We start from the raw sequence: 25,223 nt of genomic DNA on the forward strand, positions 1-25,223 counted from the left end.
TTGTCCCGATCGCTCGCTACCGCCGAGCAACATGGCGCATGATGTTCGGCGATGTGTCAGTAGCGCCTGATCCGGCCCCGCCGGAAGTGGCGCCCGATGTGGGGGAATCATGTCCGTTCAGTCATCCAGTCAGAATCATGAGCGGGCCGCCACCTCGCGCCGGGCCTTCCTCCGGACCAGTGCCGTGGTCACCGGGGCTGCGGCACTTCCGGTCGTGGCCGGCAGAGCGACTGCGGCCCCGGCATCTACTGCGGTCTTCGCACATGGGGTCGCTTCCGGGGACCCGCTGCCCGATGGGGTCATCCTCTGGACCAGGGTGACCCCGACCCCCGCAGCGCGACCGGGTTCGGGCCTCGGTCCGGCCACCGGGGTCACGTGGGAGGTCGCGCGCGACGACTCGTTCGCCACGGTCGTCGCCTCTGGCACCGTCACCACGGCGGCGGGCACCGACCACACCGTGAAGGTCGACGTCGCCGGCTTGGCCGCGAACACCCGATACACCTACCGATTCCGAGTGACGTCCGGCCCGGCAACCGGAGCGATGTCCCCCGTGGGATACACCCGGACCGCGCCCGCGCCCAACGCCGACGTGAGCCGCGTCCGGTTCGGCGTGGTCTCGTGTTCCAACTGGGAAGCAGGCTATTTCGGGGCGTACCGTCATCTCCGCGCTCATCGCGACCTCACCGCGGTCGTGCACCTCGGCGACTACTTCTACGAATACGAGAGCGACGGATACACCGGCAAGTCCGGAGTGGTGCGCGCCACCTCCCCCACCAACGAGACCGTGACCCTACGCGATTATCGGATGCGGCACGCGCAGTACAAGACCGACCCGGATCTCGCCGAGCTACATCGCCGTGTGCCGTGGATCTGCACCTGGGACGATCACGAGTCCGCCAACGACTCTTGGAAGGGTGGCGCCGAGAACCACGACGCGAGCGAGGGCCCCTGGGGGACACGGAAAGCGGCGTCGGAGAAGGCGTACTACGAGTGGATGCCGGTGCGCCCCGCCGCCGGACCGAACGGCCGGCACCTTTACCGGCGCCTCGGCTTCGGTCGCCTGTTGGAACTGTCGATGCTCGACCTGCGCACCTACCGCGATGAGCAGGTCTCTGCCACGTCGCGGCGTGTCGACGACCCGTCCCGCAGCATCACCGGGGCCGCCCAGATGGGTTGGCTGACGGAGGGTTTGACCTCGTCGACGACGCGATGGCGAATCGTCGGCAACCCGGTGATGATCTCGCCGGTGCTGGTTCCGCCGCTCGACGAACGAAACGCCGCCGCCCTCACTGAGGTGCTCGGGCTGCCCAGGCAGGGCGTCCCCTACAACGCCGATCAATGGGACGGCTACACCGCCGACCGCACCCGGCTGCTCGACGCCATCCGGACCAACAACGTAGACAACGTGGTGTTCATCACCGGTGACATCCATTCATCCTGGGCCTGCGACATCCCGGCCGACCCCGCTCGCTATCCGGCCGCCGGTACCGTCGCCACCGAATTGGTGGTGCCGTCGGTGACCTCGTCGAACGTCGACGACATTCTCGGGGTCCCCGAGCACACCGTGGGCAATGCGGTCCCCGCCGCGATCATGACCGCCAACCGACATGTGCGCTGGAACGACTTCGACGCGCACGGCTACGCGGTGCTCACCGTCACGCCGGCCGCCGCCCAGATGGACTGGTATTTCGTCAACGACAAGACCGATCCGCAGACGGGCCGGTACCACGCGCGGTCGTTTCGGGTGGCCCCGGGAAGCCAACGCGTCCAGTCGGTTTCGCAGCCACAGGACTGACCGACAGCACGTCGCCCTGCTCCTGCTCGACCTCAGCGAACAACGCTGTCGATACTGCTGTCGAGTAGCTCCGCAATCCTCGAGAATGCCGCAGCCGACGGGTGCATCTCGTCCTGCCAGTCAGAACGGTAGTCGTCCGCGCTGTTCGCAAGCACCGGGCGCACATCGACGTAGTGCAACACCGGGACGCTCCGCGCCAGCTGCGCGAGCACCGCGTTGTAGTGACCGATGACCTGGGAGACGATTAGTGTCATCGCTTCGATGTCCCGGTCGCGATCGAGCCCCTTCCGCTCGAATGCGGGCGCCAGCCACGGGCCGGGAAGCAGCCCGATACCCTTGAACGCCCTTCCTGTCGGCCGCGCATTGCCATAACCATGAATGAAGATCGGGATGTCGTCCCGTCTGAAGTAGCGCTGCGAGAACTCCTGAATGCTGCCTGTCAACGAGAGCACGGCGTTCCGAATGCGCACCCCCAGCACATGATCCATGACCTCGGTCGCGGCGCGGGCACCGCCGGGGGAACGCGCATGCTCCAACAGCATTGCGAACTCCGGGCCAGCGATATCGTTTCCGCCGCCCGAGATCAGGAACGCTGTCGGCCCCGGCCTCACATCCGAATCCCCGGGACCGTCGATACCAAGTCCTGAACTCCGCGCCAGCCGCTCACACTCTCGCCGTAACCCCTCGAGTTGCCAGGCTTCGAATGCCATGGCCTCGACATCGTGCCCGAAGCGGGCCACTGACCTGACGTCCCAGTTCATCTCACGCAGGCAGCGCACTACATCCGCACCGGGGTAGTCGAACCACGAATCCCCCTCCGCGATCAGGGTGCCCTTCGGTTCCTCGTGAAGAGCCGCCTTCACGTTGAGTTCCGGCGGATGGAGCAAATCCTGAGCCAACCGTCGCCCGTGTGCCAGGTAGGGTTCGATCGCCTCAGGCGGCAACGCATCCGACTGTGACATGGCGCTCCCATCGTCTTTCGATGGATTCTCGCCCGGGCGGCAGCCTGCGATTCGTGGAATTCAGGGTTATTAGATCGTTCAGCCGACGATCGCCGACAGCTTTTCATGGGTGTCGCGCCACCCGTCCACGGCGATCGAGGTGATACCGAGATCCTGGACCGGCCGATCGTTGCCGCCCTCGTCCAGGCGATCGCCGAAGAAGAGGATGTCGTCGATGCCCAGCTCCAGGATGTCCATGAGTTTGCGAGCGCCGTAGGCCTTGTCGATGCCTTTCTTGGTGACATCGACCGATGTTGAACCGCCGCTACGCACCTCGAGGTCGGGCAGCCGCTGCGCTGCGTAGGCGCGCAGCGACTCCTTCTTCGCACCGTCGGGATCCCAGGCGGCCTTCGCGTCGACCGGCGCGGTCTGTCCGAGTGCGCTGAAAGTTATCTGGCTACCGCGGTCCTCCAGGATCGGGCCCCAGGTCTCGGTCTCCCACAGACCGAGTTCTTGCGCCCCGGTTTCGAGGACATTGAGGGTGCGCTGCTTCTCGTCGTCGGTGAGGTACTCCGCGTAGACCGTCTCCCACCCGGCGCCCGACCAGCGGACGTACTGGGTTCCGCAGGTGGGCATCAGGTGTAGGTTGCCGGCTCCCGCAAACTCCCCGAGCCGCGCGATCACCTGCTTTTCGAACTGCGTGAACCGCCCACCGGAGATGACACAGCCCATGGTGTCGTCGAGCATCCGGGCCAGCACGGCGGCCATCTCATCTGGCAGCGGACTCTTGGACGGCGCCAGGGTGTCGTCGAGGTCGAACATGACCAGCGAATAGTCCTTGCCCTGGTACGAAACCGTCATCGTCTGCCTTTCCGGTCGCCGACGCCAGTCGGCACGAACGTGTCGACAGCAGCATGTCATTGTCCGGCCGGCCACGCACGAACGGGTGGACCGAGATCACCTCACATCGGCCGCATCCGGCGCCACCACTGCCGACCTCGCAGTCGCTTCGAGCAGCGCGAGTGCCGACTCGGTGTCCACTCGCGCGAGCACGTTCGCCGCGATCACCGCCCCCGCCACCGATCGAGCGCGTGCCTCGACAACACGCTCAGGCGCCGACGAATCCGCTGCGCGGGCCCCGGCCAACACCGCATCGAGCAGTTCACGGTGGTACGCGGCGATCACTTCGCGCACGGCCGAGTCGTCACCCAGCGACGTCGCCGCCGTCCCCAATAGCAGGCATCCGGTCGGTTCGTCGGAGTCGGCGCGCTGTTCGATCGCCACACCGAGGTCGCGGAGGTAGTCCTGGAGCGCATGCGGCGACACCCGGTCGCCGGTGAGACCACGCAGGCGCGGCCGGACGACGGTATCGAGGTAATCGAGAACTGCGGCGTCGAACAAGCCCCGCATGCTGCCGAACGCATGGTAGACGCTCGACCGCGACAGCCCCGTCGCGCGTTCGACATCGGTCACCGAGACCTTGTCGAAACCGTTTCGCCAGAACAGATTCCGCGCTCGGGAGATCACGTTTGCGGCGTCATAGCCCGGGTGGCGACCCATACCCACTCCCTCGCTCGGTTGTCGTTTCGGCGACTCGATCTCTATTCTGGACCGAGCAGTTCACAATTGCCAACTCAGCGGGAGGTTCCGATGACCGTGACCAGCACCCAGATCCAACTCGTCAACCGACCGACCGGCTGGCCCGAACCCAAGGACTTCAGCACTGTCACCGTCGAGTACGGCGACCTCGCGGCAGGCCAGGTCCGGGTCGCCAACGAGTTCATCTCGGTCGACCCGTACATGCGTGGGCGGATGATCGACACCCGCAGCTACATCCCGCCGTTCCAGCTCGACGAGACGATGACGGGCGGCGCGGTGGGTCGCGTCGTCGCCACGACGGTCGACGACCTGCCCGTCGGCACACTCGTCAGCCACATGCTCGGCTGGCGCGACGTCACTCAGGCGGATGCGGGTGAGTTCCGCGCGCTACCCGAACCCCCCACGGGTGCAGCGTCGTCGATCTATCTCGGTGTGTTGGGCATGACGGGGCTGACCGCCTACGTGGGTCTGTTGACGATCGCATCGATGCAGCCCGGCGACACCGTGTTCATCTCGGGCGCAGCGGGCGCGGTGGGCACCGCCGCCGCACAGATCGCCCGCCTCAAAGGCGCACACCGCGTCATCGGCTCGGCCGGGTCGGCAGAGAAGGTGGCACTGCTGACCGACCGATACGGGTATGACGCCGCGTTCAACTACAAGGACGGTCCGGTGCGTCGACAGCTGCGCGATGCTGCGCCCGACGGGATCGACGTGTACTTCGACAACGTCGGCGGCGACCACCTCGAGGCGGCGCTCGACTCGTTCAACGACGGTGGCCGCGCCGCCCTCTGTGGCGCGATCGCACAGTACAACGCCACCAGCCGCACGCCGGGGCCATCGAACATGGCCAACATCATCACCCGCGGATTGACGTTGCGTGGCTTCACCATCGGCAACCACTTCGACCAGGCCGGCGAGTTCAACCGGGAGATGAGCGGCTGGTTCGCCGACGGCAAGATCGTGCATGACGAGACAGTGGTGACGGGCATCGACAACGCGGTGGACGCCTTCCTCGGTCTCATGCGCGGGGAGAACACCGGAAAGATGGTCGTGCGCACGTCCTGACCGTCAGGCGCGAGCGATCTCGGCGCGCAACGCGCCGGCGAGATCGCCGCGTCCGCCGACGACCACGTCGTCGAGGCCCAGCCACCCGGCCATGTTTCGAAGGTCATCCGCGAGACGTTCGGCGACAACGGTTCTGGGGCGTTCGTCCTCGAGGAATGCGCCGAGCACGCGCAGCGTCCGCTCTCGACGGTCCGCCTTGAGATCGACACGCGCGACGATGTCGTCATCCATCAGGTACGGCAGCACGTAATAGCCGTGGACACGTTTGTGCTCGGGCACGTAGATCTCGATGCGATAGTGGAAGTCGAAAAGCCGCTCGGTGCGCGGCCGGTAGAAGATGAGCGGATCGAAGGGTGACAGGATCGCCGAGCGTTCGACGCGGCGCGGGATGCGGGCGTCGGCGTGAAGGTAGGCGGTGTCGCGCCAGCCTGCCACCGCCACCGGCGTCAGCACACCCGAGTCCACCAGGTCATCCACGGCGGGCCGGACGTCGGCGGTCTTGGTCCGGTAGTAGTCGGCGAGATCGGCGATGGTCGCGACACCGAGTGCACGCCCGGCCTGTGCGGTGAGTTCACGGTGTGCGTCGGCACGGTCGACACGTGCGGTGACCCCGGCACCGATGACCCGTTCGGCGAGATCGTAATGGCGCGCGAAGTTCTCGTTGCGCACCGCAGACAGGTCTCCGGCGGCGAACATGGCCTCGCAGACGTGTTTCACGTCGCCGCGATGCCACCAACCGCCGGGCTGACCCGGGACACGCTCGATTCCGAGATGATCCTCGATCTGTTTCGGGGTACTGGGCCCGCATTCGGCGATGACATCGTGCACATCGCAGGCGAGTTCGCGGTTGTTGCGCATCACCTCGCGGGTGTACCGATATCGTCCGTCACGGAATTCATCTCTGCGCCAACCGAACAACGGCCAGTCCTCGATCGGTATCAGTGCCGCCTCATGCGCCCAGTACTCCGCCAGCACGCGCGATCGGTGACGCGGACGCCACGCTGCCCGATCCAACAACTGCATGTCGTAGACACCCAAGCGACTGAACAGCGGCATGTAGTGCGCGCGGACCGCGATGTTGACCGAGTCCATCTGGAGCAAACGAGTGCGCCCCACGACGCGTCGCAGATGTGCCAGGGTCGGCGCGACCGTCGGCAACCGATCGGTGAAACCCTGCGCTGCCAGCGCGATCCGACGTGCCTGATGGATTGAGAGTGCGCGAGTCATCCGCGCACGAGCGCATGTCTGACGTAATCGACGAATCGATACCGGGTTCCGGTCGACGACGTCTGCCACTCCCCTGTGTCCGATGTGTCCCACACGTACGGGTCGATTTCGGGCGCGAAGGTGTCCGCCGACTCCACCAGCATGTCGATCTCGGTGACCCGCAGATGTGTCGCGCTGGTCATCGCGACCTCATAGATCTGACCGCCACCGATGACCGTGACAGGCCCTGTGATGAGTTCGAGGGCGTCGTCGAGGGTGTGCACGATCTCTGCGCCGGCGGCGTCCAACGCGGCCGATCGGGTGATGACCACGTTGCGACGATTGGGCAATGGTCGAAAACGGTCCGGCAGCGACTCCCAGGTCTTGCGTCCCATCACCACCGGATGGGTACCGGTCAGCTCGCGGAACCGCCGCATGTCCTCCGGCACATGCCAGGGAATGGTGTTGGCCCGGCCGATAGCGCCGCTGCGGTCCTGCGCCCACAACAGGGTGATGGTGGTGGCCATCTCAGACCGCCACCGGCGCTTTGATTCCCGGGTGGGACTCATAGCCGACGACCGCGATGTCGTCGAAGTCGTAGTCGGAGATCGTCGCGGCTCGTCGAAGTTCGAGCCTCGGATAGGGATAGGGGTCCCGGGACAGCTGCAACTGCACCTGTTCGACGTGATTGTCGTAGATGTGGCAGTCGCCGCCGGTCCACACGAAGTCGCCGACCTCGAGATCGGCCTGCTGGGCCATCATGTGGGTGAGCAGCGCATACGACGCGATGTTGAACGGTACGCCGAGGAAGAGGTCGGCACTGCGCTGGTAGAGCTGACAGGACAACTTGCCGTCGGCGACGTAGAACTGGAAGAACGCGTGACACGGCGGCAACGCCATCTGCGGGATCTCCCCGACATTCCAGGCGGACACGATGTTGCGCCGCGAATCGGGGTTCGTCTTGAGGAGTTCCAGCGCCGCCCCGATCTGATCGATGTGCTCACCCGACGGGGTGGGCCAGCTACGCCACTGGACGCCGTAGACCGGCCCGAGATCGCCGTCCGCGTCGGCCCACTCATCCCAGATGCTCACGCCACGCTCCTGCAACCACCGGACGTTGGAATCTCCGCGCAGAAACCACAGCAACTCGTAGATGATGGACTTCAGGTGCACCTTCTTGGTGGTGATCAGCGGGAAGCCCTCGGTGAGGTCATAGCGCAGCTGATGCCCGAACAGGCTGCGCGTCCCGGTTCCGGTGCGATCGGCCTTCGGCGTCCCCGTCTCGAGGACCAGGCGCAACAGATCCTCGTAGGGGGTCGGGACGCCCCCCGCCGGCGTGATGTCTCGGATGGCCGTACTCACGCCGTCCAGTCTAGGACGGTCGGTACGGCAACCGGACGATCGGCTCGCGCACGAAGTCGGCCGGCTCGACCGACCTGGTCATACGCCAGTAGTCGATGATCCGCCACGGCAACACGGCCACCACCCGACCGTCGTCATTGCGGTACCAGTTGGTCATCGCCGGGTGGGTCCACACCATCCGGGCATGCGCCTCATCGACGGCCCTGTTGTAGTCGGCGGTCACGTCATGGCGCACTTCCAGGGCACCGAGTCGTTCACGGGCCATCAGCGCGATCGCGTCGGCCACGTAGCGGACCTGATATTCGAGGATGCTGATGAAGCTTCCGCCATGACCGAGTGCCGTGTTGGGTCCGGTCAGCACGAACAGGTTGGGGAAGTCGGGCGCCGTGATGCCGAGGTAGGCGAAGGCGTCATTCTCGCCCCACACCTCGACCGTGGAGCGACCACTGCGGCCCCGCACATCCATCGGGTACAGGAACCGATCGCTGTGGAAACCGGTGGCCAATACGATGATGTCGAAATCCCGGGCACTGCCGTCGGCGTCGATGACTCCGGTCCGCGTCACCTTCTCAACCGCGCGCGGTATGAGGTCGACATTGTCGCGGCGCAACATCGAGTACCAGCCGTTGTCGAGCAGCATGCGTTTGCCGAAGGGCGGGTAATCCGGCGTCGAGAGCTCAATGAGATCCTCCCGGTCACCGAGCTGCTCACGCAGATAACGAAGGTAGAAGCCGCGATGCCCGTGGTTGGCCGCGTTGATCGACGCAGTCGCCTCCGGCCAGTCCGGGTCCACCTGCAGCGTTGGGTGCACCTTGTCGTTGAAGATCCATGACAACCGTGCCCGATACCATTCCCGATATCCCGGAACGTGATCCATCAACCAGTGCACGTCGTCACCCACCGGGGCGAAGTAGTCGTCGTTGGGGGCGATCCACTGCGGTGAACGTTGGAACACCGTCAACGACTCCACGTCGTCGACGATTGCCGGTCCGATCTGCATGGCACTGGCACCGGAGCCGACAATTGCCACCCGCTTGCCGGTCAACGCGCCGGGTTCGTCGAGCTCGGTCGGCCACTGCGCCGAGTGGAAGATCCGGCCCGCGAAGTCGTCCATCCCCGGCAGTGCGGGGATCTTGGGACGGTTGAGCAAACCCACAGCGCTGATCACCAGCCGTGCCTCCAGTGTTTCGCACACGCCGTCGCGATCACGGGTTCGCACCGCCCACTGCTGGGCGGCGGGGTCGTAGGCGGCCGATTCGACCTCCACTCCGAAGCGGATTCGGCTGCGCAGGCGATGCTCATCCGCGTAGGCGGCCAGGTAGCCCTGCACCTCGTCACGCTTACCGAAGTGCGTCGACCAGTGATGTTCGAATGACGAGATCGAGTAGAGGTAGCTCGGCGTGTCCACACCGGCGCCCGGGTAGCGGTTCTCCCACCACGAGCCACCCACTTCGTCGTTCTTCTCCAGCACGATGTGCTCGACCCCGGCCGCCGCCAGTTGTACCGACATCAGCATTCCGGCGACACCCGCCCCGATCACGATGGCCGTCAGCTGACTCGTATCAAGCGGCTCCGCCGAGACTCGAGGTTCCGTTGTCCCGCCGACGATCTCCGCCATCATCGGACTGAACTCATGCGGGACCGATTCGCCGGCGGTGAAATCCAAGACGGCAGCGATCTCGTCCCCACTCATCTGCCGACGCGGCGGGCTCCCGGCTGTGTGCCACCGACACACTGCCTCGACCACGGCATCGCAGATCTCGTCACGCACCTCCGGTGCCAGTCCACCTGTCCGATTGTCGTCCATCCCGCGTGGCCTGCTGGGTCGGTATCTCTCGGTCAGCCACCGGCTGTCCCCGGTCAGCTCGACCAACGTGGCGATCAGGGTGGGGATATTGCCGGCGCGGGTCGCGTCGCGCAGACGGGCGACGTCGACAGGAGCAAGACTGCGTTCGGTGACACTCGACATGAGCAATACTAACCATGGTTAGTTTAATCCCGTCAAGCATGAGGATTTGCGCAAACAGACACCTTGACACCACCAGTATCGCCGTGTCAGTGTGATCCGCATCATGCTAACTGCGGTTAGTGCAATCAAGACAAGGAGAGCTGCGGATGGAACTCAGTGACGCAATGCGGTCGACCGGGACGTGCCGCTACTTCAGCGACGAGTACGTCTCCGACGAGGTGCTGTACCAGGCGTTCGACAACGCCAGGTTCGGCCCGCAGGGTGGCAACCGACAGCCGGTGCGGTGGGTGGCCGTGCGTGACGCGGAGACCAAGAAGCGGCTCGCGGAGCTCTATCTCCCCTACTGGGAGGGTTACTACGCGGCGGTGATCGAGGGCAGCAAGGCGGTGGGCGCAGTGCCCGCGACGGTGCAGTCGGCCAACAATTTCGCACACAATCTGGCCGATGTGCCGGTGATGATCGTCGTGTGCGCGGAGGCCGAAGGTCTGCATCCGACCGATCATGAGCTCGGACGCCTCTCCGTGGTCGGCGGGGCGTCGATTTATCCGACAGTCCAGAACCTGACTCTCGCCCTGCGTGAGCAGGGCGTCGCATCGGCACTGACCACCCTTCTGTGCGCCGAGGAACCGGCCGTCAAGGAACTGCTCAACATCCCGGACGGCTACATCACCGCCGCGCACATCGCCGTGGGATATCCACGGGATGGTTTCCCGCGCAAGCTCACTCGGACGCCAGTCGAGGAAATCGCCTTCCTGGACCGGTTCGACACCCCGATGTTCGCATGAGCGCGCCCACGCGGGAACCGGTGCGCGGGCTATCGAAGGTACAGACGTCCCCGCTCGGTCGGGCGACGATCGGTGACCAACTTCGCCGACTCGCGCAGACGCAGGGAAGAAAGCCGGCAATCATCGCCTACTCCGCCGACGGTTCCCGGCATGTCACGACCTACGGCGAGCTGAACAGGCGGGCCAACCGCTTCGCGAACGCACTCACGAACCTGGGCGTCGGGCGCGGCGACGGGGTCGCGGTGATGAGCCGTAACCGTGTGGAGTCGGTGATCGCCTACTACGGGGCACTCAAGATCGGCGCGTACTACTCGGGCATCAGCGCGCTGTTCGGTGAACGTGAGATCGCGCAGCAGGTCAATCACCTCAGACCTGCCGTACTCGTGGTCGCCGCCGAGCACGCGACGGTGGCCGGACCTGTCGCCGAACACGCCGATTCACGGGTGATCGTCGTGGGCGATGCACCCGCGACGACCTGGCCGACCTTTGACGCCGTGCTGGCCGACTCCCCTGATGACGAGCCGGTCGCCGACGTCGACGAGCACGATCTCGCCATGATCGTCTACACATCCGGCACCGAATCCACACCGAAGGGTGTGGAGATCGCGCATCGTAACTACCTCATCTCCACCGCGCCGGCCTACACATGGGGGCTGCGTTGCCTTCCCGACGACGTGTGGCTCTACGTGATGCCGTTCCACACGATCGCAGGGATCGGTTCGCTGACTTCGCTGACGCTACTCGGCGCCACCCTGGTACTGCCCGCATCGGTGGATCCCGGAACGTCACTGAGACTGATTCGCGACGAGTCCATCTCGGTGCTCGCGCAGACACCGACGTTCTTCATCGCACTGGCGAACCACGAGGAATTCGGTCCGCATACCGTCGGGACCGTGCGTCGCTGCCTCACCTACGGCGGTCAGGTGTCGCCGTTCGCCATCGACGCGTGGGCAGATGCGACACCCGAATCGGTGTGGGGCACCTACTGGGGTCAGTCCGAACTCACCCAGTTGGGTTCGGTTGGCTGGTTCAAGCGGCTCGAAGATGTGCCCGACAACGACCCGACCTGGATCGGGAAGCCGGTGGGCCACCTGGAGATCCGCGTGGTGGACGCCAACGGCGACGACTCCGTGGAGGGCGAACTGCTGTGCCGGACGCCATCGGTGATGCTCGGCTACCACAAGGACCCCGAACGCACCGCCGACGCGCTGGCCGACGGTTGGGTGCACACCGGCGACATTGTCCGGGTCGATGACGATGGCAACCTCTTCTTCCGCGATCGTCGCAAGGACATGATCAAGACAGGCGGATTCAACGTGTCGTCGCAGGAGGTCGAGCGAACACTGCAGGGCCATCCTGACGTTCTGCGTGCGGCTGTCGTCGGTCTGCCCGACGACTACTGGTCTGAGGCAGTCACCGCGTTCATTGTGTTGCAGGACGGGGCGAGCACCACCGCTGACGATCTTCGGCAGTACTGTCGAAACGATCTGGCTTCCTACAAGATCCCCAAGACAGTGCACCTCGTGTCTGAGTTGCCCACCGATCCGCAGGGGAAATTGCTCAAGCGGGAGCTGCGCAGACAGTTCGGAAAGGGTTGATGGGCATGGATTCGGGTGCCGATCCGGCGCCGTCGCTCGACGAGGCCGACGCACCGGTACCCGCGCGTGGCACACGCACCCGGGTGCGTCGGGACGAGATCGTCACGGCCGCCGCCGAGTATTTCGCCGAACACGGCTACAGCAACGCCGGAATGCGCGACATCGCGCAGGCGGTCGGGATCAAGGGTGCGAGTCTGTACAACCACTTTCATTCGAAAGAGGAGATCCTGTACGCCATCGCGTTGCAGATGACCAAGGACCCGCAGGAGCATCTGCTGGTCCTCGACGCGGAGGGCTCACCCGCACAACGTCTGACCGCGTTGATCGAGGTCCATGTGCGTCATCTCGCCACACATCGTGTGGAGCACCTGGTGAGTCTGCGGGAACTGTCGGCATTGTCACCCGAACACCGGGTGGTGGTCACCGACTACCGCAAGTACTACCAGCGCCGGGTGCGCGACGTGATCGCTGCCGGCGCCCGCGCCGGCCAATTCGAGGTTCGTGATGCCGGACAGTCGGCGATCGCGGTGCTCGATCTGATGAACGGCATCAGCTGGTGGCTGCGCGACGACCAGGACGTCGACCAGCTCGTCGCCGACTATGTTGATTTCGCGATCCGGGGCATCTTGCATCACGACGGATCCGTGCGATGAGCGGACCGTTGAGTGGTGTGCGCGTCGTTGAGATGATGGGACTCGGACCGACCCCACACTCATGCATGATGCTGGCCGATCTCGGCGCCGACGTCGTTCAGATCCGACGGCCCGGCGGGTCGACCGCCCCGGATGGTGTCGCCGATGCCGACGCGGGAATGTGGCGGGGCCGGCGGGTCGTCGAGGCCGACCTCAAGAACGCCGATGACATTTCACTGGTGCGGGAGTTGATCGGCGCAGCGGATGTGCTTGTCGAAGGGTATCGGCCGGGTGTGATGGAACGGCTGGGTCTGGGTCCCGACGATTTGTTGGCGGTTGCGCCGCAGTTGATCTATGCGCGGATGACCGGCTGGGGGCAGTCCGGCTCATATGCGGCGGCCGCTGGCCACGACATCAACTACCTGGCCGTCACCGGGCTCCTGGATGCGATGGGGCCGGCCGACCGCCCACCGCTTCCGCCGCTGTCGCTGGTGGCCGACTTCGGCGGCGGTTCGATGTTCCTGGTTGTCGGAGTACTTGCGGCACTGCATGAGCGGCAGACTTCCAGTCGAGGTCAGGTCATCGATGTGGCCATGACCGACGGCGCGGGTGTCCTCGGTGCATTGCAGTGGTCGTGGAAAGCCGCGGGCCGCTGGGTGGATCGGGCCGAGGGCAATCTGCTCGACGGGTCCGCACCGTTCTACACCACGTACGCCTGCGCGGACGGCGGATACATGGCAGTCGGCGCTCTGGAAGACGTCTTCTGGCAGCGCCTGATCGATACCCTCGAGGTGGACGATCCGCCGGACCGGTGGGATCGTGCGCGGTGGTCGGAACTCACGCAGACACTGGCCGCGCGCTTCGCCTCCCGAACCCGCGCCGAATGGGAAACGGTATTCGGCAGCGTCGACGCCTGTGTCACACCGGTTCTCGACTTCGACGAGGCCGCGAAGCATCCGTATGCGGTGCAGCGCGAGAGTTACGTCGAGGTCGAGGGCATGACGCAGCCGGCGCCGGCACCGCGGTTCTCTCGCTCTGTGTCGGGGACGCCGCAGGCCGCGACAAACACGGATGTGACAGCGGTGCTGGACGAGTGGCAGCCGCCTGCGGGAGGTCGGCGCTAGAACGGCGGCGGGCCGGCGTCGGTGACGCGTTTGCGGTTTCGGGCGCGTTCGGCGCGTCTGCGGGCGTGTTTGTTCGCCACCCGTGTGTTGACGCGGGTGCTGCGTTCGATCGTGGAGCCGGTGTGTGGGGGTGGAGCCTGCGCGGGTGCGGTGAACCGGATACGGCGCAGCCCAGGGAACAGATCTTCCTGGGTTTCGGCTTCGCCGGGCAACACCAGGCCTTCGGGGGTGATGTATTCGGTGACCAGCCGCCCGTCGGCATCACGCCACTGATCATCGACCCAGTCGCCGAAGGTCTTCAACAAGTGCCCGGGACGACATTTCGCGTTCAACCCGACCTCAGTGGTCTGCCCACCGTTGTGCGGACAGGCGTGGTCGTACTCATCGACATGGTCGAGGTCGCCACGCCACGCCGAGGTCAGGCATCCCGGTTCGGTGCAATAGCCATCGCGCAGCCGGATGAAGGTGTCCAACGCCGCCGACGGCCGATACGGATCCGACGGCAGATGCGCCGGCAACGTGAACGTGCCATCGGGCTCCGGTTCGATCGTGGGCGGCACCAGATAGGAGACCCTGGTGTCCGCACGCGCGGCGATGTCGCGCACATGCTCGCCCGAGATCACACCATGGCCATCCATGAAACCGGCATGGTTCGCCATCCCTTTCACGGTGGCCTCGTCGGCGACGACGTGGAGGACGGCCTTGCAGTCCACCGGCGGCACCACCCCGGGCTCCGGGATGACCGCGGTGCAGTCGTCACTACCGCAGTCGCATTCGAACGCGGTGCCCGACAGCAGGCAGAACATCGCATCGGATTGTCGTTGCGGCTTGGTGCGCGGATCGTGTTCACACACACTGTCGGCCAATGCGGCGACCGCGGCGGCGGCGATGCGTACGTTCTCCGCCGACATCACCCCGGTGATCTCGGCGGTGCCGTCCTCGCGCGGGTGGGTCCACATCCGGCGGTCATCAAGGGCCTGCTGTCGACGTTCACGCACCGCGTCGGGGTCATGACGAAACACGATGCGGTCTATCATGTCGCGGAACCTGGCTTTGCTCCACGTCCCGCGTTTGGTGCGTAGTGTTCGGGCGATGTCGGCATCCACGAGCGGTGCCGCTGATGATTCGGCCAGCAGGTCGGTACGGCTGACCGCCTTCTGCGCGTGCCACGGCCCGATCACGCCGTCACGCAAACATTCCGACACCTCCGGCAACCGGTCCCGCAACGCGACCGCATCATTGAGCAGTGTTTCCGCGGCGCCACGAGACGTTCCGCGTAGCTTGGCGATACGTGCCGCAGCGCCCGCGAAGCCATCCACCACGAAACCGTCGGTGTCTTCACGCGCAGCGACCATCCGGTCGTAAAGCACGGCCACCGAACGATATTCGGCGTACGCGAGATAGGCACGGCCGCGGTCAAGCTCGGCCATCCCCAACAGCAAGTCGTTGGTCGGGTCCTCATCCGGGTAGGCCGCATCCACACCACCGAGAAAGTCACGCGGCAACTGCGGCCACGGCGACGGCGAGGACAACACGGACGACACGAAAGACCCCTCACGGACTCGACAACTACCCGATGCAGGATCTTCTTCGATATGCCACCCACCGTGATCAACCCGGCCCCGAGACCGGATTCAGCGAGTTCGCGCCCACCCGTTTCGCATCAACTCATCCTGCTGCAACCAAGCTACGACACAGCACCGACAAGATTTGGTCACCACAGGTCAGGAACACTTTCAAGCCCTGTTTCCGACTGGCGATATCACGACATCACACCATCAGCTGCGCTGCGATCGTGCCACCCAGCTCCCAGCACGCCTCACGGTCATCCTTGGTGGGCTTCTCCGACACCACGACGGTCTCGGCTGACTTCACCCAGCCAAGTCCGGTGGTGATCGACTCGATAGCCTTCTCGGCGCCCTCGGTCCCCTGGTTGCCATGCAGGTAGCACCCGAACGGTCGCCCCTTGGTGGAGTCGAGGATCTGGTAGTAGCAGGTGTCGAAAGCGTGCTTGAGCGCACCACTCATATAGCCGAGATTCGCCGGGGTACCGAGAATGTATCCGTCAGCTGCCAGCATGTCGGCCGCAGTAACCGAGAGTGCCGCTCGCCGAATGACTTCCACACCTTCGATCCCAGGATCGGTGGCACCGGAGACGACGGCCTCGAACATCTCCTGGCAATGCGGCGACGGGGTGTGATGGACGATCAGCAGCGTGGTCACTCTTCCCCCTTATATTGCGCGACAGCACGTTTCATCATCTCGCGCGCCCGGCCGCGGTCGCCGGCGTAGTCGTAGGCGCGGGCGATCCGATACGTGCTGTGCCAGTCGGTGGGATCGGCCTCCCATTCCTGTTTGATCTGCGCGAACAGGTCGTCGGCGGCGTCCCGTTCGATTCGACCGGACGGACGCCGTGGGAGATCGCTGACGTCGAGTTCACGGCCCTCCGCGGCCATGATCCGCGCCAACTTCTGGTGTTCGATACCGGCACGCAAGGTGGCGAAGATCAGCCATGCACCGATGAACGGCAGGATCAGCACACCGATACCCACGCCGATGCCGGCGACGGTGCCCGACGAGATGAGGTCGAATCCACGCTGACCGAGGATCACGAAGTACACGACAAGTGCGATGACGAGGAACCCGATCATCCAGACAATGGGTCGCGCGTCGCGGCGGGCGGGGTCGGCTGCCATGACTATTCGCCCTAGAGATCCATCAGTTCTTCCAGCCCCACGGTGAGCCCTGGACGCTTACCGACCTCCCGCACGCCGAGCAAGACTCCGGGTGCGAAGGACGACCGGTCCATCGAGTCGTGTCGGATGGTGAGCGTCTCCCCCTCGGTGCCGAGCAGCACCTCCTGATGGGCGACGAGACCGGCCAGGCGGACCGCATGTACATGCACATCGTCGACTACTCCGCCACGGGCACCCTCGAGTTCCTCGGTGGTGGCGTCGGGGCTCGGCCCCAGACCGGCCTTCTGCCGGGCCTCACCGATCAGCTTCGCTGTGCGATACGCAGTCCCCGACGGCGCGTCGGCCTTGTGCGGGTGGTGTAGTTCGATGACCTCGACCGAGTCGTAGAACCGTGCCGCTTGAGCCGCGAAGCGCATCGACAGCACGGCACCGATCGCGAAGTTCGGTGCGATGAGCACGCCGACTCCCGGATTGTCGCCGAGCCAGCCGCGCACCTGATCGAGGCGTTCTTCGGTGAATCCGGTGGTGCCCACCACTGCGTGAATCCCGTTGTTGATCAGGAACTCCAGGTTTCCCATCACTGCGCTCGGGTGCGTGAAATCGACGACCACGGACGTGTCAGCCGCGGTGAAGGCATCCAAGGACTCACCCTTGTCCACGCCGACGGTATACGTCAGATCATCGGCGGACTCGACCGCCGCGACGATCGCCTGCCCCACCTTGCCGGCACTACCAAGGACCCCGACCCGGATTCCGCTCGCCATCTCTTCCCTCTCATCGTCCGTCGACCTGTCAGTGTAGTTGTCGCCGCCTGCCCGACCGGCGTCCGTCACCGTCCCCGCCTGGTGGAGCGTCAGAAGATCGGAGCTCCGCCACGACGGTGTTCGAACACCAGCGATGTCGTGGTGCCGGCGACCTCCCGGCGCGAGTTGAGCATCTCGACGAACTGCCGCAGCGCCTCGGTGTCCGCGGTGGCCACATGGAGCAGGTAGTCGTCGGTACCCGCGAGGAAGAAGACGTCGATCACCTCGTCATGGCGCTCGATCTCACCGACGAAGTGACGGATCTCGCCGCGTGCGTCGGATTGCAGACTGACCGCCACCATCGCGCGTAGGGGCCGTCCGACCGCGGCGGGATCCACATCGGCGAAGAACCCGCGAATCACACCGAGATCGACGAGCCGCCGCAGTCGACCGTGGCAGGTGGACGCCGCGATACCCGCGCGCACCGCGAGTTCGCTGTTGGGCATCCGGGCGTCGGTCTGCAACAGACGCAGCAGGGTGCGGTCGATGTCGTCGAGCTGCGGATCACCGGATCGAACATCCTTCGGCTGGGCCACCATCACCTGACCTCATTTCGGAGAATTGACGATATTAACCCACCATAGAGAATTATCTGCACAGATGTTGTGTCATTTCCGACGTTCCTTCACTCTGATGACACACCAGATCGCGCCCCACCACTGACCAGGAGATCCCCATGCGCGTCGGCATCCCCACCGAAATCAAGAACAACGAGTACCGCGTCGCCATCACCCCGGCAGGCGTGGCCGAGCTGCACAATCGCGGTCACGACGTGGTGATCCAGGCCGGCGCGGGCGAAGGCTCGTCCATCCACGACAACGACTTCAAAGAAGCCGGAGCCCAGATCCTGTCGACCGCCGAACAGGTGTGGGAACAGGCCGACCTGCTGCTCAAGGTCAAGGAACCGATCGCTGCCGAGTACCCTCTGCTCCGCGAGGGCCAGACACTGTTCACCTACCTGCACCTCGCCGCCAGCCGTCCGTGCACCGAAGCACTGCTGGAGTCGAAGACGACGTCAATCGCCTATGAGACCGTGCGCGCCGCCGACGGTTCGTTGCCGCTGCTCGCCCCGATGAGTGAGGTCGCCGGGCGACTGGCACCGCAGGTGGGTGCCTACCATCTGATGCGCTCGGAAGGTGGCCGAGGTGTCCTGATGGGCGGCGTGCCCGGCACCGAGCCGGCGAATGTCGTCGTGATCGGCGGTGGCGTCAGCGGTGTCAATGCCGCGACCATCGCCGTGGGTATGGGTGCTCAGGTCACTGTGTTCGACGTGGACATCGCCAAGCTCCGCGCGATCGACGCGCGCTTCGCCGGTCGGGTGCACACCCGGTACAGCACCGCGCTGGCACTGGCCGAGGCGGTCCGTGAGGCCGACCTCGTCATCGGTGCCGTGCTCGTGCCCGGCGCGAAGGCCCCCGTGCTGGTCTCCAACAGCCTGGTCGCCGAGATGAAGGCAGGTGCCGTGCTCGTCGACATCGCGATCGATCAGGGCGGGTGCTTCGAAGACTCACGACCCACCACGCACGACGACCCGACCTTCACCGTCCACGACGCCGTCTTCTACTGCGTCGCGAACATGCCGGGCACAGTCGCGCGCACCTCCACCCTGGCGCTTACCGGCGCAACGCTGCCGCACGTGCTGCGTCTGGCCGACAAAGGGTGGGAACAGGCATGCTCCGACGACCCCGCGTTGGCATCGGGACTCAGCACCCACAACGGCAAGCTGTTCACGCCCGAGGTGGGCGCAGCGCTGGACCTGCCGGTTGCCGCATCGCCGTTCTGACATCCGGCGGTGGCCGGCGATCGCGTCGGCCACCCCGCCGTTGGCCAACGGACCCACCCGTCGGCGGTCGCCTCGGCCACCCCGCCGTCAGCCAACAGACCCGCCCGTCGATGGTCGAGTAGTCACGAGCCGCTAGGCGAGGGACGTATCGAGACCACTTGTCCCGCAAGTAACCTGGTCTCGATACGCGGGCTCGCCTAGCGGCTCGCCCGCTACTCGACCAGCGAATCGGCGCCGCCGACGTTTAACACTCGACCAGCGAATCGGCGCCGCCGACGTTTAACACCCGACCAGCGAATCGGCGCCACCGACGTTCAACACCCGACCAGCGAATTGTGCACCGACGTTCAACACCCGACCAGCGAATTGTGCACCGACGTTCGACACTCGACCAGCGATTTGTTGCAGCGACCTCGGGCAGCAGTAATCGGATGGCGCCGAATCGGGATGCCTCAGAAGCGGATCGTCGTGGTCCCGCGTCGGCGTGCACGGTAGGTGAACCGCCGCTCGGTGATGTCGCCGTGGCCATCGGCGCCCACTCGCAACACGGTCGACGCGCGCGTGCCGTAGCCGCGCACGTCGATGAACATCGGCGAGAGGTCACGTTCGCGCTCGATTGGCACTCCTGTGCTGGGCAGAGCGTCGTCGGCCGGGCGATGGCGGTCGGCAAGCAACTCGAGATACGGATCGACGGACTCCGGATCATCGAGCAGTAACTCCGACAACGCATCCCGCCCACGGTCGACCTTGGGCCAGTGACTGTCGAGCAAACCGTTGGACAATCCGTGAACGCCGTCGGGAACCTGCTGTAGCCGGGGCCGCGGCCAGTTCGTCGCCCACCAGAACTCCTCGGAATCGCCGATCAACACGTTCACCGGCGCATAATCCTGTGCACGGGTGAGGAGTTCGCCGGCGAACTCTCCCGGGCTCATCGCACCAAGCAGGAACTGCACCGGCAGTTCCCCACGCGATCTCGGACCGGTAGCGGGTATCCCGTCGCGAACATTGGTGACCATGGCCACGCGGGAAGGGGTCTCGGCGTTGACGCCCATCCAGGTGCCGCCCGCCTCCCCGTCACGACCTCCGATGATCGGTGCGTCCGGCCATCGCGACAACGCCCGGGTGCGTCGCGCGTGGAACTCGTCCCGGTTGGCCGCGACCACCAGTGGCGTGTCGGGCAGGACGTTCCAGCCGAACAGGATCAGGCACATGACAGCTCAGTCGGCGACCGGTAGATAGTGGCTCATGTTGGTCATCTTGCGCTGTACACCGGCGATCTCGCGAACCGCCTGCGCAACGAGGCTGCGATCGAGCGGCGAGAGTCGTTTCATGTCCAGGGTGTCGCCCACCGGCTCGCCACGATCGAACTGCGCCACCTGGTAGGTGAGGCGCACCCGTTGCAGCACGTCGAACACCTCGACGAGTTCGGACGCCTGCGCTTCGCTGAGCATCGTGCTGCCTGCCGCCGCACGCAGCCGCGCACGGGTGTCGAGTTCGGTGGCTCCCACGCTGAGCGCCGCCCAACGCGCAATGTTCACCAGCGGGGTGAGAGCGTGCTCCTTGATCTCGAAGGTATCTGCCCGACGGGTCAACACATCGCGCATAGACCGCAACCGGGCCTTGTACGACAATGCTTCGGCCAGCAGCAATCCCACTGTGCCGGGATGGTTGCGGAGCTCGGCGAACAACCCACCGAGCGCGTCTGCGCCCAACTCTCCCCAGATCGGCCGACTGTCCAGCAGCAAGGAGGTGAAGATCATGCCCTTGTTCTCCAGCGGCGCCTGCACCCAGCCCTGCGCAGCAGATCGCCACTGCGACCGGGTGCGAGCAAACAAGGGCTTGGATGCGATGGCACCGTTCTCGTCGATCCGGCGCCCTGCACCCAGGAGTACCTCGTTGACCTCACCGAATGCGAGTCGGTAGGAATCGATCTGCTCATCGGGGACGGCGTCGTCGAGTGCCACGGCGGAGTCGATGTCGGAGGTGAGAACCGGCTCACGCCGGGCGTTGCTGCCCAAGGACAGCCAGGTGAGCGCGCCGGGGTCGAGTTCCGGGTGCCGCTCGAGTACCAGGTCCAGCGCCCGCCGGACCACGGCGTCGTGGATCAGCGCGCCGATCGCGGTCACCTCGTGAACGGGTTGTTCCCGTCGCACCATGTCGGCCATCAGATACGGGATACGACGTGCACGGGCCGTCAGATCGCCGATATTGCCTGCCCGGGACACCTGCGCACGCAGTGACATTCCCGGTCCTGCCGGGGCCGCGATGAAGTCGACCGCGGCCACCACCCCGACCACTGCGCCGGCGGGATCCACCACCGGCATGGCCGTCAGATCGCGGTCGAACAACACGGTGAGCGCGTCCACCGCAGCGGTGCCCTGAGGCACCACCGGAACCGGCCCGGCGACCAGTTCACCGACTGGCGTGTCGATGTCTCGACCGACCGCGACGACCCCGGCCCGAATGTCGGCGTCGGTGAGCAATCCGTACGTGCCTCCGGTCAGCGGGATCACAAGATGATCCTGGCCTCGCTCGGTCATCAACGCCGCTGCCTCACGAACGGGCATGTCTGCTGAACCGATGACCGGCCGGGTGACCAGCAGATCGTCGACGATTCCCGGGCCGGAACCACTTCGATCGCGTCGACGTGCGACGGTGAGCTTGTTGCCCGATGCGCGATCCGGATCGGACACGGCGTATTCCCTCCCTGACTCGACGAATCTCATTGCTCAGATTAGCCGTGAGACGCGCGTGACCCGCCACCCGCAATCGGGTGACGGGTCACGCTGTGTGTCCGATGATCAGGCGTCGGCGGTGGCGTCTGCCTTCTCGTCGCTCGTGGCGGCGTCAGACTTGGCCTCGTCGTCGACCGGCACCAGGCTGATCTTGCCGCGGTCGTCGATGTCGGCGATCTCCACACGGAGCTTGGAGCCAACGTTGACGACGTCCTCGACCTTGTTGATCCGCTTGCCCTTGCCGAGCTTCGAGATGTGCACCAGGCCGTCGCGACCCGGCAGCAGCGACACGAACGCACCGAAGGCGGTGGTCTTGACGACCGTGCCCAGGAACCGCTCGCCCACCTTGGGCAGCTGCGGGTTGGCGATGGAGTTGACCTTGTCGATCGCGGCCTGCGCGGACTCGCCGTCGGAGGCACCGATGAACACGGTGCCGTCATCCTCGATGGAGATGTTGGCGCCGGTGTCCTCGGTGATGCCGTTGATCGTCTTGCCCTTCGGGCCGATCAGCTCACCGATCTTGTCCATCGGGATCTTGATGGTCGTGATGCGCGGTGCGTACGGGCTCATCTCGTCCGGCTCGTCGATGGCCTCGGCCATCACGTCGAGGATGGTCAGCCGGGCGTCCTTGGCCTGGCCGAGGGCACCCGCAAGCACCTTCGACGGGATCCCGTCGAGCTTGGTGTCGAGCTGCAGCGCGGTCACGAAATCCTTCGTGCCGGCCACCTTGAAGTCCATGTCGCCGAAGGCATCCTCGGCACCGAGGATGTCGGTCAGCGCCACATAGCGGGTTTCGCCGTCGACGGTGTCGGACACCAGACCCATCGCGATACCGGCGACCGGAGCCTTCAGCGGCACGCCGGCGTTCAGCAGCGCCATGGTCGACGCACAAACCGAACCCATCGAGGTGGAACCGTTGGAGCCCAACGCCTCCGAGACCTGACGGATGGCGTAGGGGAACTCCTCGACGCTCGGGATCACCGGCACCAGGGCACGCTCGGCGAGGGCACCGTGGCCGATCTCGCGACGCTTCGGCGAACCGACACGACCGGTCTCACCGGTCGAATACGGCGGGAAGTTGTAGTGGTGCATGTAACGCTTGGACGTCTCGGGTCCGAGCGAGTCGATCTGCTGCGCCATCTTGACCATGTCGAGGGTGGTCACGCCCAGGATCTGGGTCTCACCGCGCTCGAACAGGGCACTACCGTGTGCGCGCGGGATCACCGCGACCTCGGCCGACAGCGACCGGATGTCGGTGATGCCACGGCCGTCGATCCGGAAGTGGTCGGTCAGGATGCGCTGACGCACCAGCTTCTTGGTGAGCGAGCGGTAGGCCGCACCGATCTCCTTTTCGCGGCCCTCGAACTGCTCGCCGAGCTGGGCGAGGATGTCCGCCTTGAGCTCGTCGGTCTTGTCGTCGCGCTCCTGCTTGCCCGCGATGGTGAGGATTTCCGAGAGACGATCCGAACCGGCGGCGGCGACGGCGTCGTAGGCGTCCTGCGCATACGGCGGGAACAGCGGGAACTCGCCGGTCTCCTTGGCCGCCTCGGCTGCGAGCGACTTCTGTGCCTCGCAGAGGCGTGCGATGAACGGCTTGGCGGCCTCGAGTCCCTCGGCGACAATCGCCTCGGTCGGTGCCTGCGCACCACCGGCGATGATGTCGATGACGTTCTCGGTGGCCTCCGCCTCGACCATCATGATCGCGACGTCGGCGCTGTCTCCTTCACCGGAGACGATCCGCCCCGCGACGACCATGTCGAACACGGCACCCTCGAGCTGTTCGACGGTCGGGAACGCAACCCACTGACCGGCCTTGTTCTCCTCGGTCGGGATCAACGCAACGCGCACGCCGCCGACCGGCCCCGAGAACGGCAGTCCGGCGAGCTGGGTGGACGCCGATGCCGCGTTGATCGCGACGACATCGTAGAGGTCCTTGGGATCGAGCGACATGACCGTCACGACGACCTGGATCTCGTTGCGCAGGCCGTCGACGAACGACGGACGCAGCGGACGGTCGATGAGGCGGCAGGTCAGGATGGCGTCGGTGGAGGGGCGTCCCTCGCGACGGAAGAACGAGCCGGGGATGCGGCCCGCGGCGTACATGCGCTCCTCGACGTCGACGGTCAGCGGGAAGAAGTCGAAGTGTTCCTTCGGCTGCTTGGATGCCGCGGTCGTCGAGAGCAGCATGGTCTCGTCGTCGAGGTAGGCGGTGACGGAGCCGGCGGCCTGCAAGGCAAGGCGGCCGGTCTCGAAACGGATGGTGCGGGTGCCGAAGCTCCCGTTGTCGATGACGGCGGTCGCTTCGGTGATCGAGTCGTCATAGTCGGCGTCGGTGTCGACGCCGGGGGTGGTCACATCTGACATGTGGTCGGAAGAATCCCTTCGTGTAGCCACCGGTGACCGGCGGCCGGTTGGTCGGATGCGGATCAGCTCTTCGCCGAACCCACCACACGCTGCGGTGCGCGTGCACCACAGAGGTGGCGACGTCTGCGACAGCAGAGTCGACCCGGAACGGAGCCATGAGAGAAGTGCCGGTCGTGCGGATGCGCATCCGAAGCGCATCCTGAAGTAGCGCAGACGGCCTTCGATCGAAGCGGCCGGAATCAGGTCGGAACAGGTTCCGGCGGCCACTACCGAGGACCGATCTGCTCGAGTGTCACGTCCAGCAGGACTTCACGGCAACGATCAGTGGTCAGCCTATCATTACGGGCTGGCCTGCAGAAACGACTCGGCCGCCCCCGGGGATGCGGAGGCGGCCGATCATCGGAGAATCGTCGATCAGCGACGCAGACCCAGACGCTCGATCAGCGAACGGTAGCGGTTGATGTCGACCTTCGCGACGTACTTCAACAGACGGCGACGGCGACCCACCAGCAGCAGCAGACCACGACGGCTGTGGTGATCGTGCTTGTGCGTCTTGAGGTGCTCGGTCAGATCGGTGATGCGCTTGGTGAGCAACGCGACCTGCGCCTCGGGCGAACCGGTGTCGGTCTCGTGCAGCCCGTACTCGGCGAGGACGTCCTTCTTTTCGGCGGCAGTCAGTGCCATGGAGATACTCCTGGATTCTCAGTCCCGCGTTCTTCGGTTACCGCCGGACACCTACCCAGGTACCACGACAGTCGGCGCGCCA

General features: G+C 65.4%; 23 protein-coding genes. 7 read left to right on the forward strand and 16 right to left on the reverse strand.

The features are described 5' to 3' along the window. Window positions 1-109 precede the first annotated feature (109 nt). Window positions 110-1,795, forward strand: coding sequence for an alkaline phosphatase D family protein (locus L1892_RS04290; protein ID WP_235722202.1), 1,686 nt, complete (start codon window positions 110-112; stop codon window positions 1,793-1,795). A gap of 32 nt (window positions 1,796-1,827) precedes the next feature. Here the strand turns inward: L1892_RS04290 and L1892_RS04295 are convergent, their stop codons facing one another. The 3 genes from L1892_RS04295 to L1892_RS04305 all read right to left on the reverse strand — a co-directional run bounded on the left by L1892_RS04295 (window position 1,828) and on the right by L1892_RS04305 (window position 4,296). Beyond that, entirely contained in the window at window positions 1,828-2,757 is a 930-nt protein-coding gene (locus tag L1892_RS04295; RefSeq protein WP_235722203.1) for an SGNH/GDSL hydrolase family protein, read from the reverse strand. Window positions 2,758-2,835: 78 nt separating this feature from the next. After that, complete coding sequence (locus tag L1892_RS04300) at window positions 2,836-3,597, reverse strand: HAD-IIB family hydrolase (RefSeq protein ID WP_235722204.1); 762 nt, start codon at window positions 3,595-3,597, stop codon at window positions 2,836-2,838. Window positions 3,598-3,693: 96 nt separating this feature from the next. Next, window positions 3,694-4,296, reverse strand: coding sequence for a TetR/AcrR family transcriptional regulator (locus L1892_RS04305; RefSeq protein WP_235722205.1), 603 nt, complete (start codon window positions 4,294-4,296; stop codon window positions 3,694-3,696). 90 nt (window positions 4,297-4,386) lie between these two features. On the opposite strand from L1892_RS04305, the gene L1892_RS04310 reads away from it, so the two are divergent. Beyond that, complete coding sequence (locus L1892_RS04310; protein ID WP_235722206.1) at window positions 4,387-5,400, forward strand: NADP-dependent oxidoreductase; 1,014 nt, start codon at window positions 4,387-4,389, stop codon at window positions 5,398-5,400. Between the two features lie 3 nt (window positions 5,401-5,403). Here L1892_RS04310 and L1892_RS04315 read toward each other — a convergent pair whose 3' ends face one another. The 4 genes from L1892_RS04315 to L1892_RS04330 are packed head-to-tail and all read right to left on the reverse strand — an operon-like array spanning window position 5,404 to window position 9,937. Then, complete coding sequence (locus tag L1892_RS04315; RefSeq protein WP_235722207.1) at window positions 5,404-6,627, reverse strand: winged helix-turn-helix domain-containing protein; 1,224 nt, start codon at window positions 6,625-6,627, stop codon at window positions 5,404-5,406. Next, window positions 6,624-7,133: a dihydrofolate reductase gene (locus tag L1892_RS04320; protein WP_235722208.1), complete on the reverse strand. Its 510-nt coding sequence runs from the start codon at window positions 7,131-7,133 to the stop codon at window positions 6,624-6,626. The genes L1892_RS04315 and L1892_RS04320 overlap by 4 nt, the downstream gene beginning before the upstream one ends. A 1-nt stretch (window position 7,134) precedes the next feature. Next, on the reverse strand, window positions 7,135-7,968 hold the full coding sequence (locus L1892_RS04325) for a thymidylate synthase (protein ID WP_235722209.1): 834 nt from the start codon (window positions 7,966-7,968) through the stop codon (window positions 7,135-7,137). Window positions 7,969-7,978: 10 nt separating this feature from the next. Further along, window positions 7,979-9,937: a flavin-containing monooxygenase gene (locus L1892_RS04330; RefSeq protein WP_235722210.1), complete on the reverse strand. Its 1,959-nt coding sequence runs from the start codon at window positions 9,935-9,937 to the stop codon at window positions 7,979-7,981. 146 nt (window positions 9,938-10,083) lie between these two features. Between L1892_RS04330 and L1892_RS04335 the strand changes: the two genes are divergently transcribed. The 4 genes from L1892_RS04335 to L1892_RS04350 are packed head-to-tail and all read left to right on the forward strand — an operon-like array spanning window position 10,084 to window position 14,076. Beyond that, the gene (locus L1892_RS04335) at window positions 10,084-10,722 is read left to right on the forward strand and encodes a nitroreductase family protein (protein WP_235722211.1); all 639 of its coding nucleotides are present in this window, start codon (window positions 10,084-10,086) and stop codon (window positions 10,720-10,722) included. Then, entirely contained in the window at window positions 10,719-12,320 is a 1,602-nt protein-coding gene (locus L1892_RS04340; RefSeq protein ID WP_235722212.1) for a class I adenylate-forming enzyme family protein, read from the forward strand. Before L1892_RS04335 ends, L1892_RS04340 begins: the two co-directional genes overlap by 4 nt. A 5-nt stretch (window positions 12,321-12,325) precedes the next feature. Further along, entirely contained in the window at window positions 12,326-12,973 is a 648-nt protein-coding gene (locus L1892_RS04345) for a TetR-type transcription factor C-terminal domain-containing protein (protein ID WP_235722213.1), read from the forward strand. Then, a complete protein-coding gene (locus tag L1892_RS04350; protein WP_235722214.1) occupies window positions 12,970-14,076 on the forward strand; it encodes a CaiB/BaiF CoA transferase family protein in 1,107 nt (368 codons plus the stop codon). The genes L1892_RS04345 and L1892_RS04350 overlap by 4 nt, the downstream gene beginning before the upstream one ends. Here L1892_RS04350 and L1892_RS04355 read toward each other — a convergent pair. The 5 genes from L1892_RS04355 to L1892_RS04375 form a co-directional block, all read right to left on the reverse strand. Then, window positions 14,073-15,620 (reverse strand): DUF222 domain-containing protein, encoded by a 1,548-nt coding sequence (locus tag L1892_RS04355; RefSeq protein ID WP_235722215.1) that lies wholly within the window; start codon window positions 15,618-15,620, stop codon window positions 14,073-14,075. The two genes, L1892_RS04350 and L1892_RS04355, sit on opposite strands and share 4 nt — an antisense overlap. A 226-nt stretch (window positions 15,621-15,846) precedes the next feature. Next, complete coding sequence (locus L1892_RS04360) at window positions 15,847-16,248, reverse strand: flavodoxin family protein (RefSeq protein ID WP_235722382.1); 402 nt, start codon at window positions 16,246-16,248, stop codon at window positions 15,847-15,849. A gap of 47 nt (window positions 16,249-16,295) precedes the next feature. Next, a complete protein-coding gene (locus tag L1892_RS04365) occupies window positions 16,296-16,772 on the reverse strand; it encodes a hypothetical protein (RefSeq protein ID WP_235722216.1) in 477 nt (158 codons plus the stop codon). An 11-nt stretch (window positions 16,773-16,783) separates the two neighbouring features. Further along, window positions 16,784-17,536 carry a 4-hydroxy-tetrahydrodipicolinate reductase gene (gene dapB / locus L1892_RS04370; protein WP_235722217.1) on the reverse strand — a complete coding sequence of 251 codons (753 nt, stop codon included), beginning with the start codon at window positions 17,534-17,536 and terminating at the stop codon, window positions 16,784-16,786. An 89-nt stretch (window positions 17,537-17,625) separates the two neighbouring features. Then, window positions 17,626-18,114: an Lrp/AsnC family transcriptional regulator gene (locus L1892_RS04375; protein ID WP_235722218.1), complete on the reverse strand. Its 489-nt coding sequence runs from the start codon at window positions 18,112-18,114 to the stop codon at window positions 17,626-17,628. Window positions 18,115-18,251: 137 nt separating this feature from the next. On the opposite strand from L1892_RS04375, the gene ald reads away from it, so the two are divergent. Next, a complete protein-coding gene (gene ald / locus L1892_RS04380; protein ID WP_235722219.1) occupies window positions 18,252-19,358 on the forward strand; it encodes an alanine dehydrogenase in 1,107 nt (368 codons plus the stop codon). 452 nt (window positions 19,359-19,810) lie between these two features. On the opposite strand, the gene L1892_RS04385 is transcribed toward ald, so the two are convergent. The 4 genes from L1892_RS04385 to rpsO form a co-directional block, all read right to left on the reverse strand. Next, a complete protein-coding gene (locus L1892_RS04385; protein WP_235722220.1) occupies window positions 19,811-20,569 on the reverse strand; it encodes an NRDE family protein in 759 nt (252 codons plus the stop codon). 6 nt (window positions 20,570-20,575) lie between these two features. Further along, window positions 20,576-22,084, reverse strand: coding sequence for a putative nucleotidyltransferase substrate binding domain-containing protein (locus L1892_RS04390; protein WP_235722221.1), 1,509 nt, complete (start codon window positions 22,082-22,084; stop codon window positions 20,576-20,578). Between the two features lie 75 nt (window positions 22,085-22,159). Further along, window positions 22,160-24,457, reverse strand: coding sequence for a polyribonucleotide nucleotidyltransferase (locus L1892_RS04395; RefSeq protein WP_235722222.1), 2,298 nt, complete (start codon window positions 24,455-24,457; stop codon window positions 22,160-22,162). Between the two features lie 414 nt (window positions 24,458-24,871). Continuing rightward, window positions 24,872-25,141 carry a 30S ribosomal protein S15 gene (rpsO, locus tag L1892_RS04400; protein WP_235722223.1) on the reverse strand — a complete coding sequence of 90 codons (270 nt, stop codon included), beginning with the start codon at window positions 25,139-25,141 and terminating at the stop codon, window positions 24,872-24,874. Window positions 25,142-25,223 lie beyond the last annotated feature (82 nt).

Origin of the sequence: Gordonia tangerina, assembly GCF_021556435.1 — a bacterium.
Classification (GTDB): domain Bacteria; phylum Actinomycetota; class Actinomycetes; order Mycobacteriales; family Mycobacteriaceae; genus Gordonia; species Gordonia tangerina.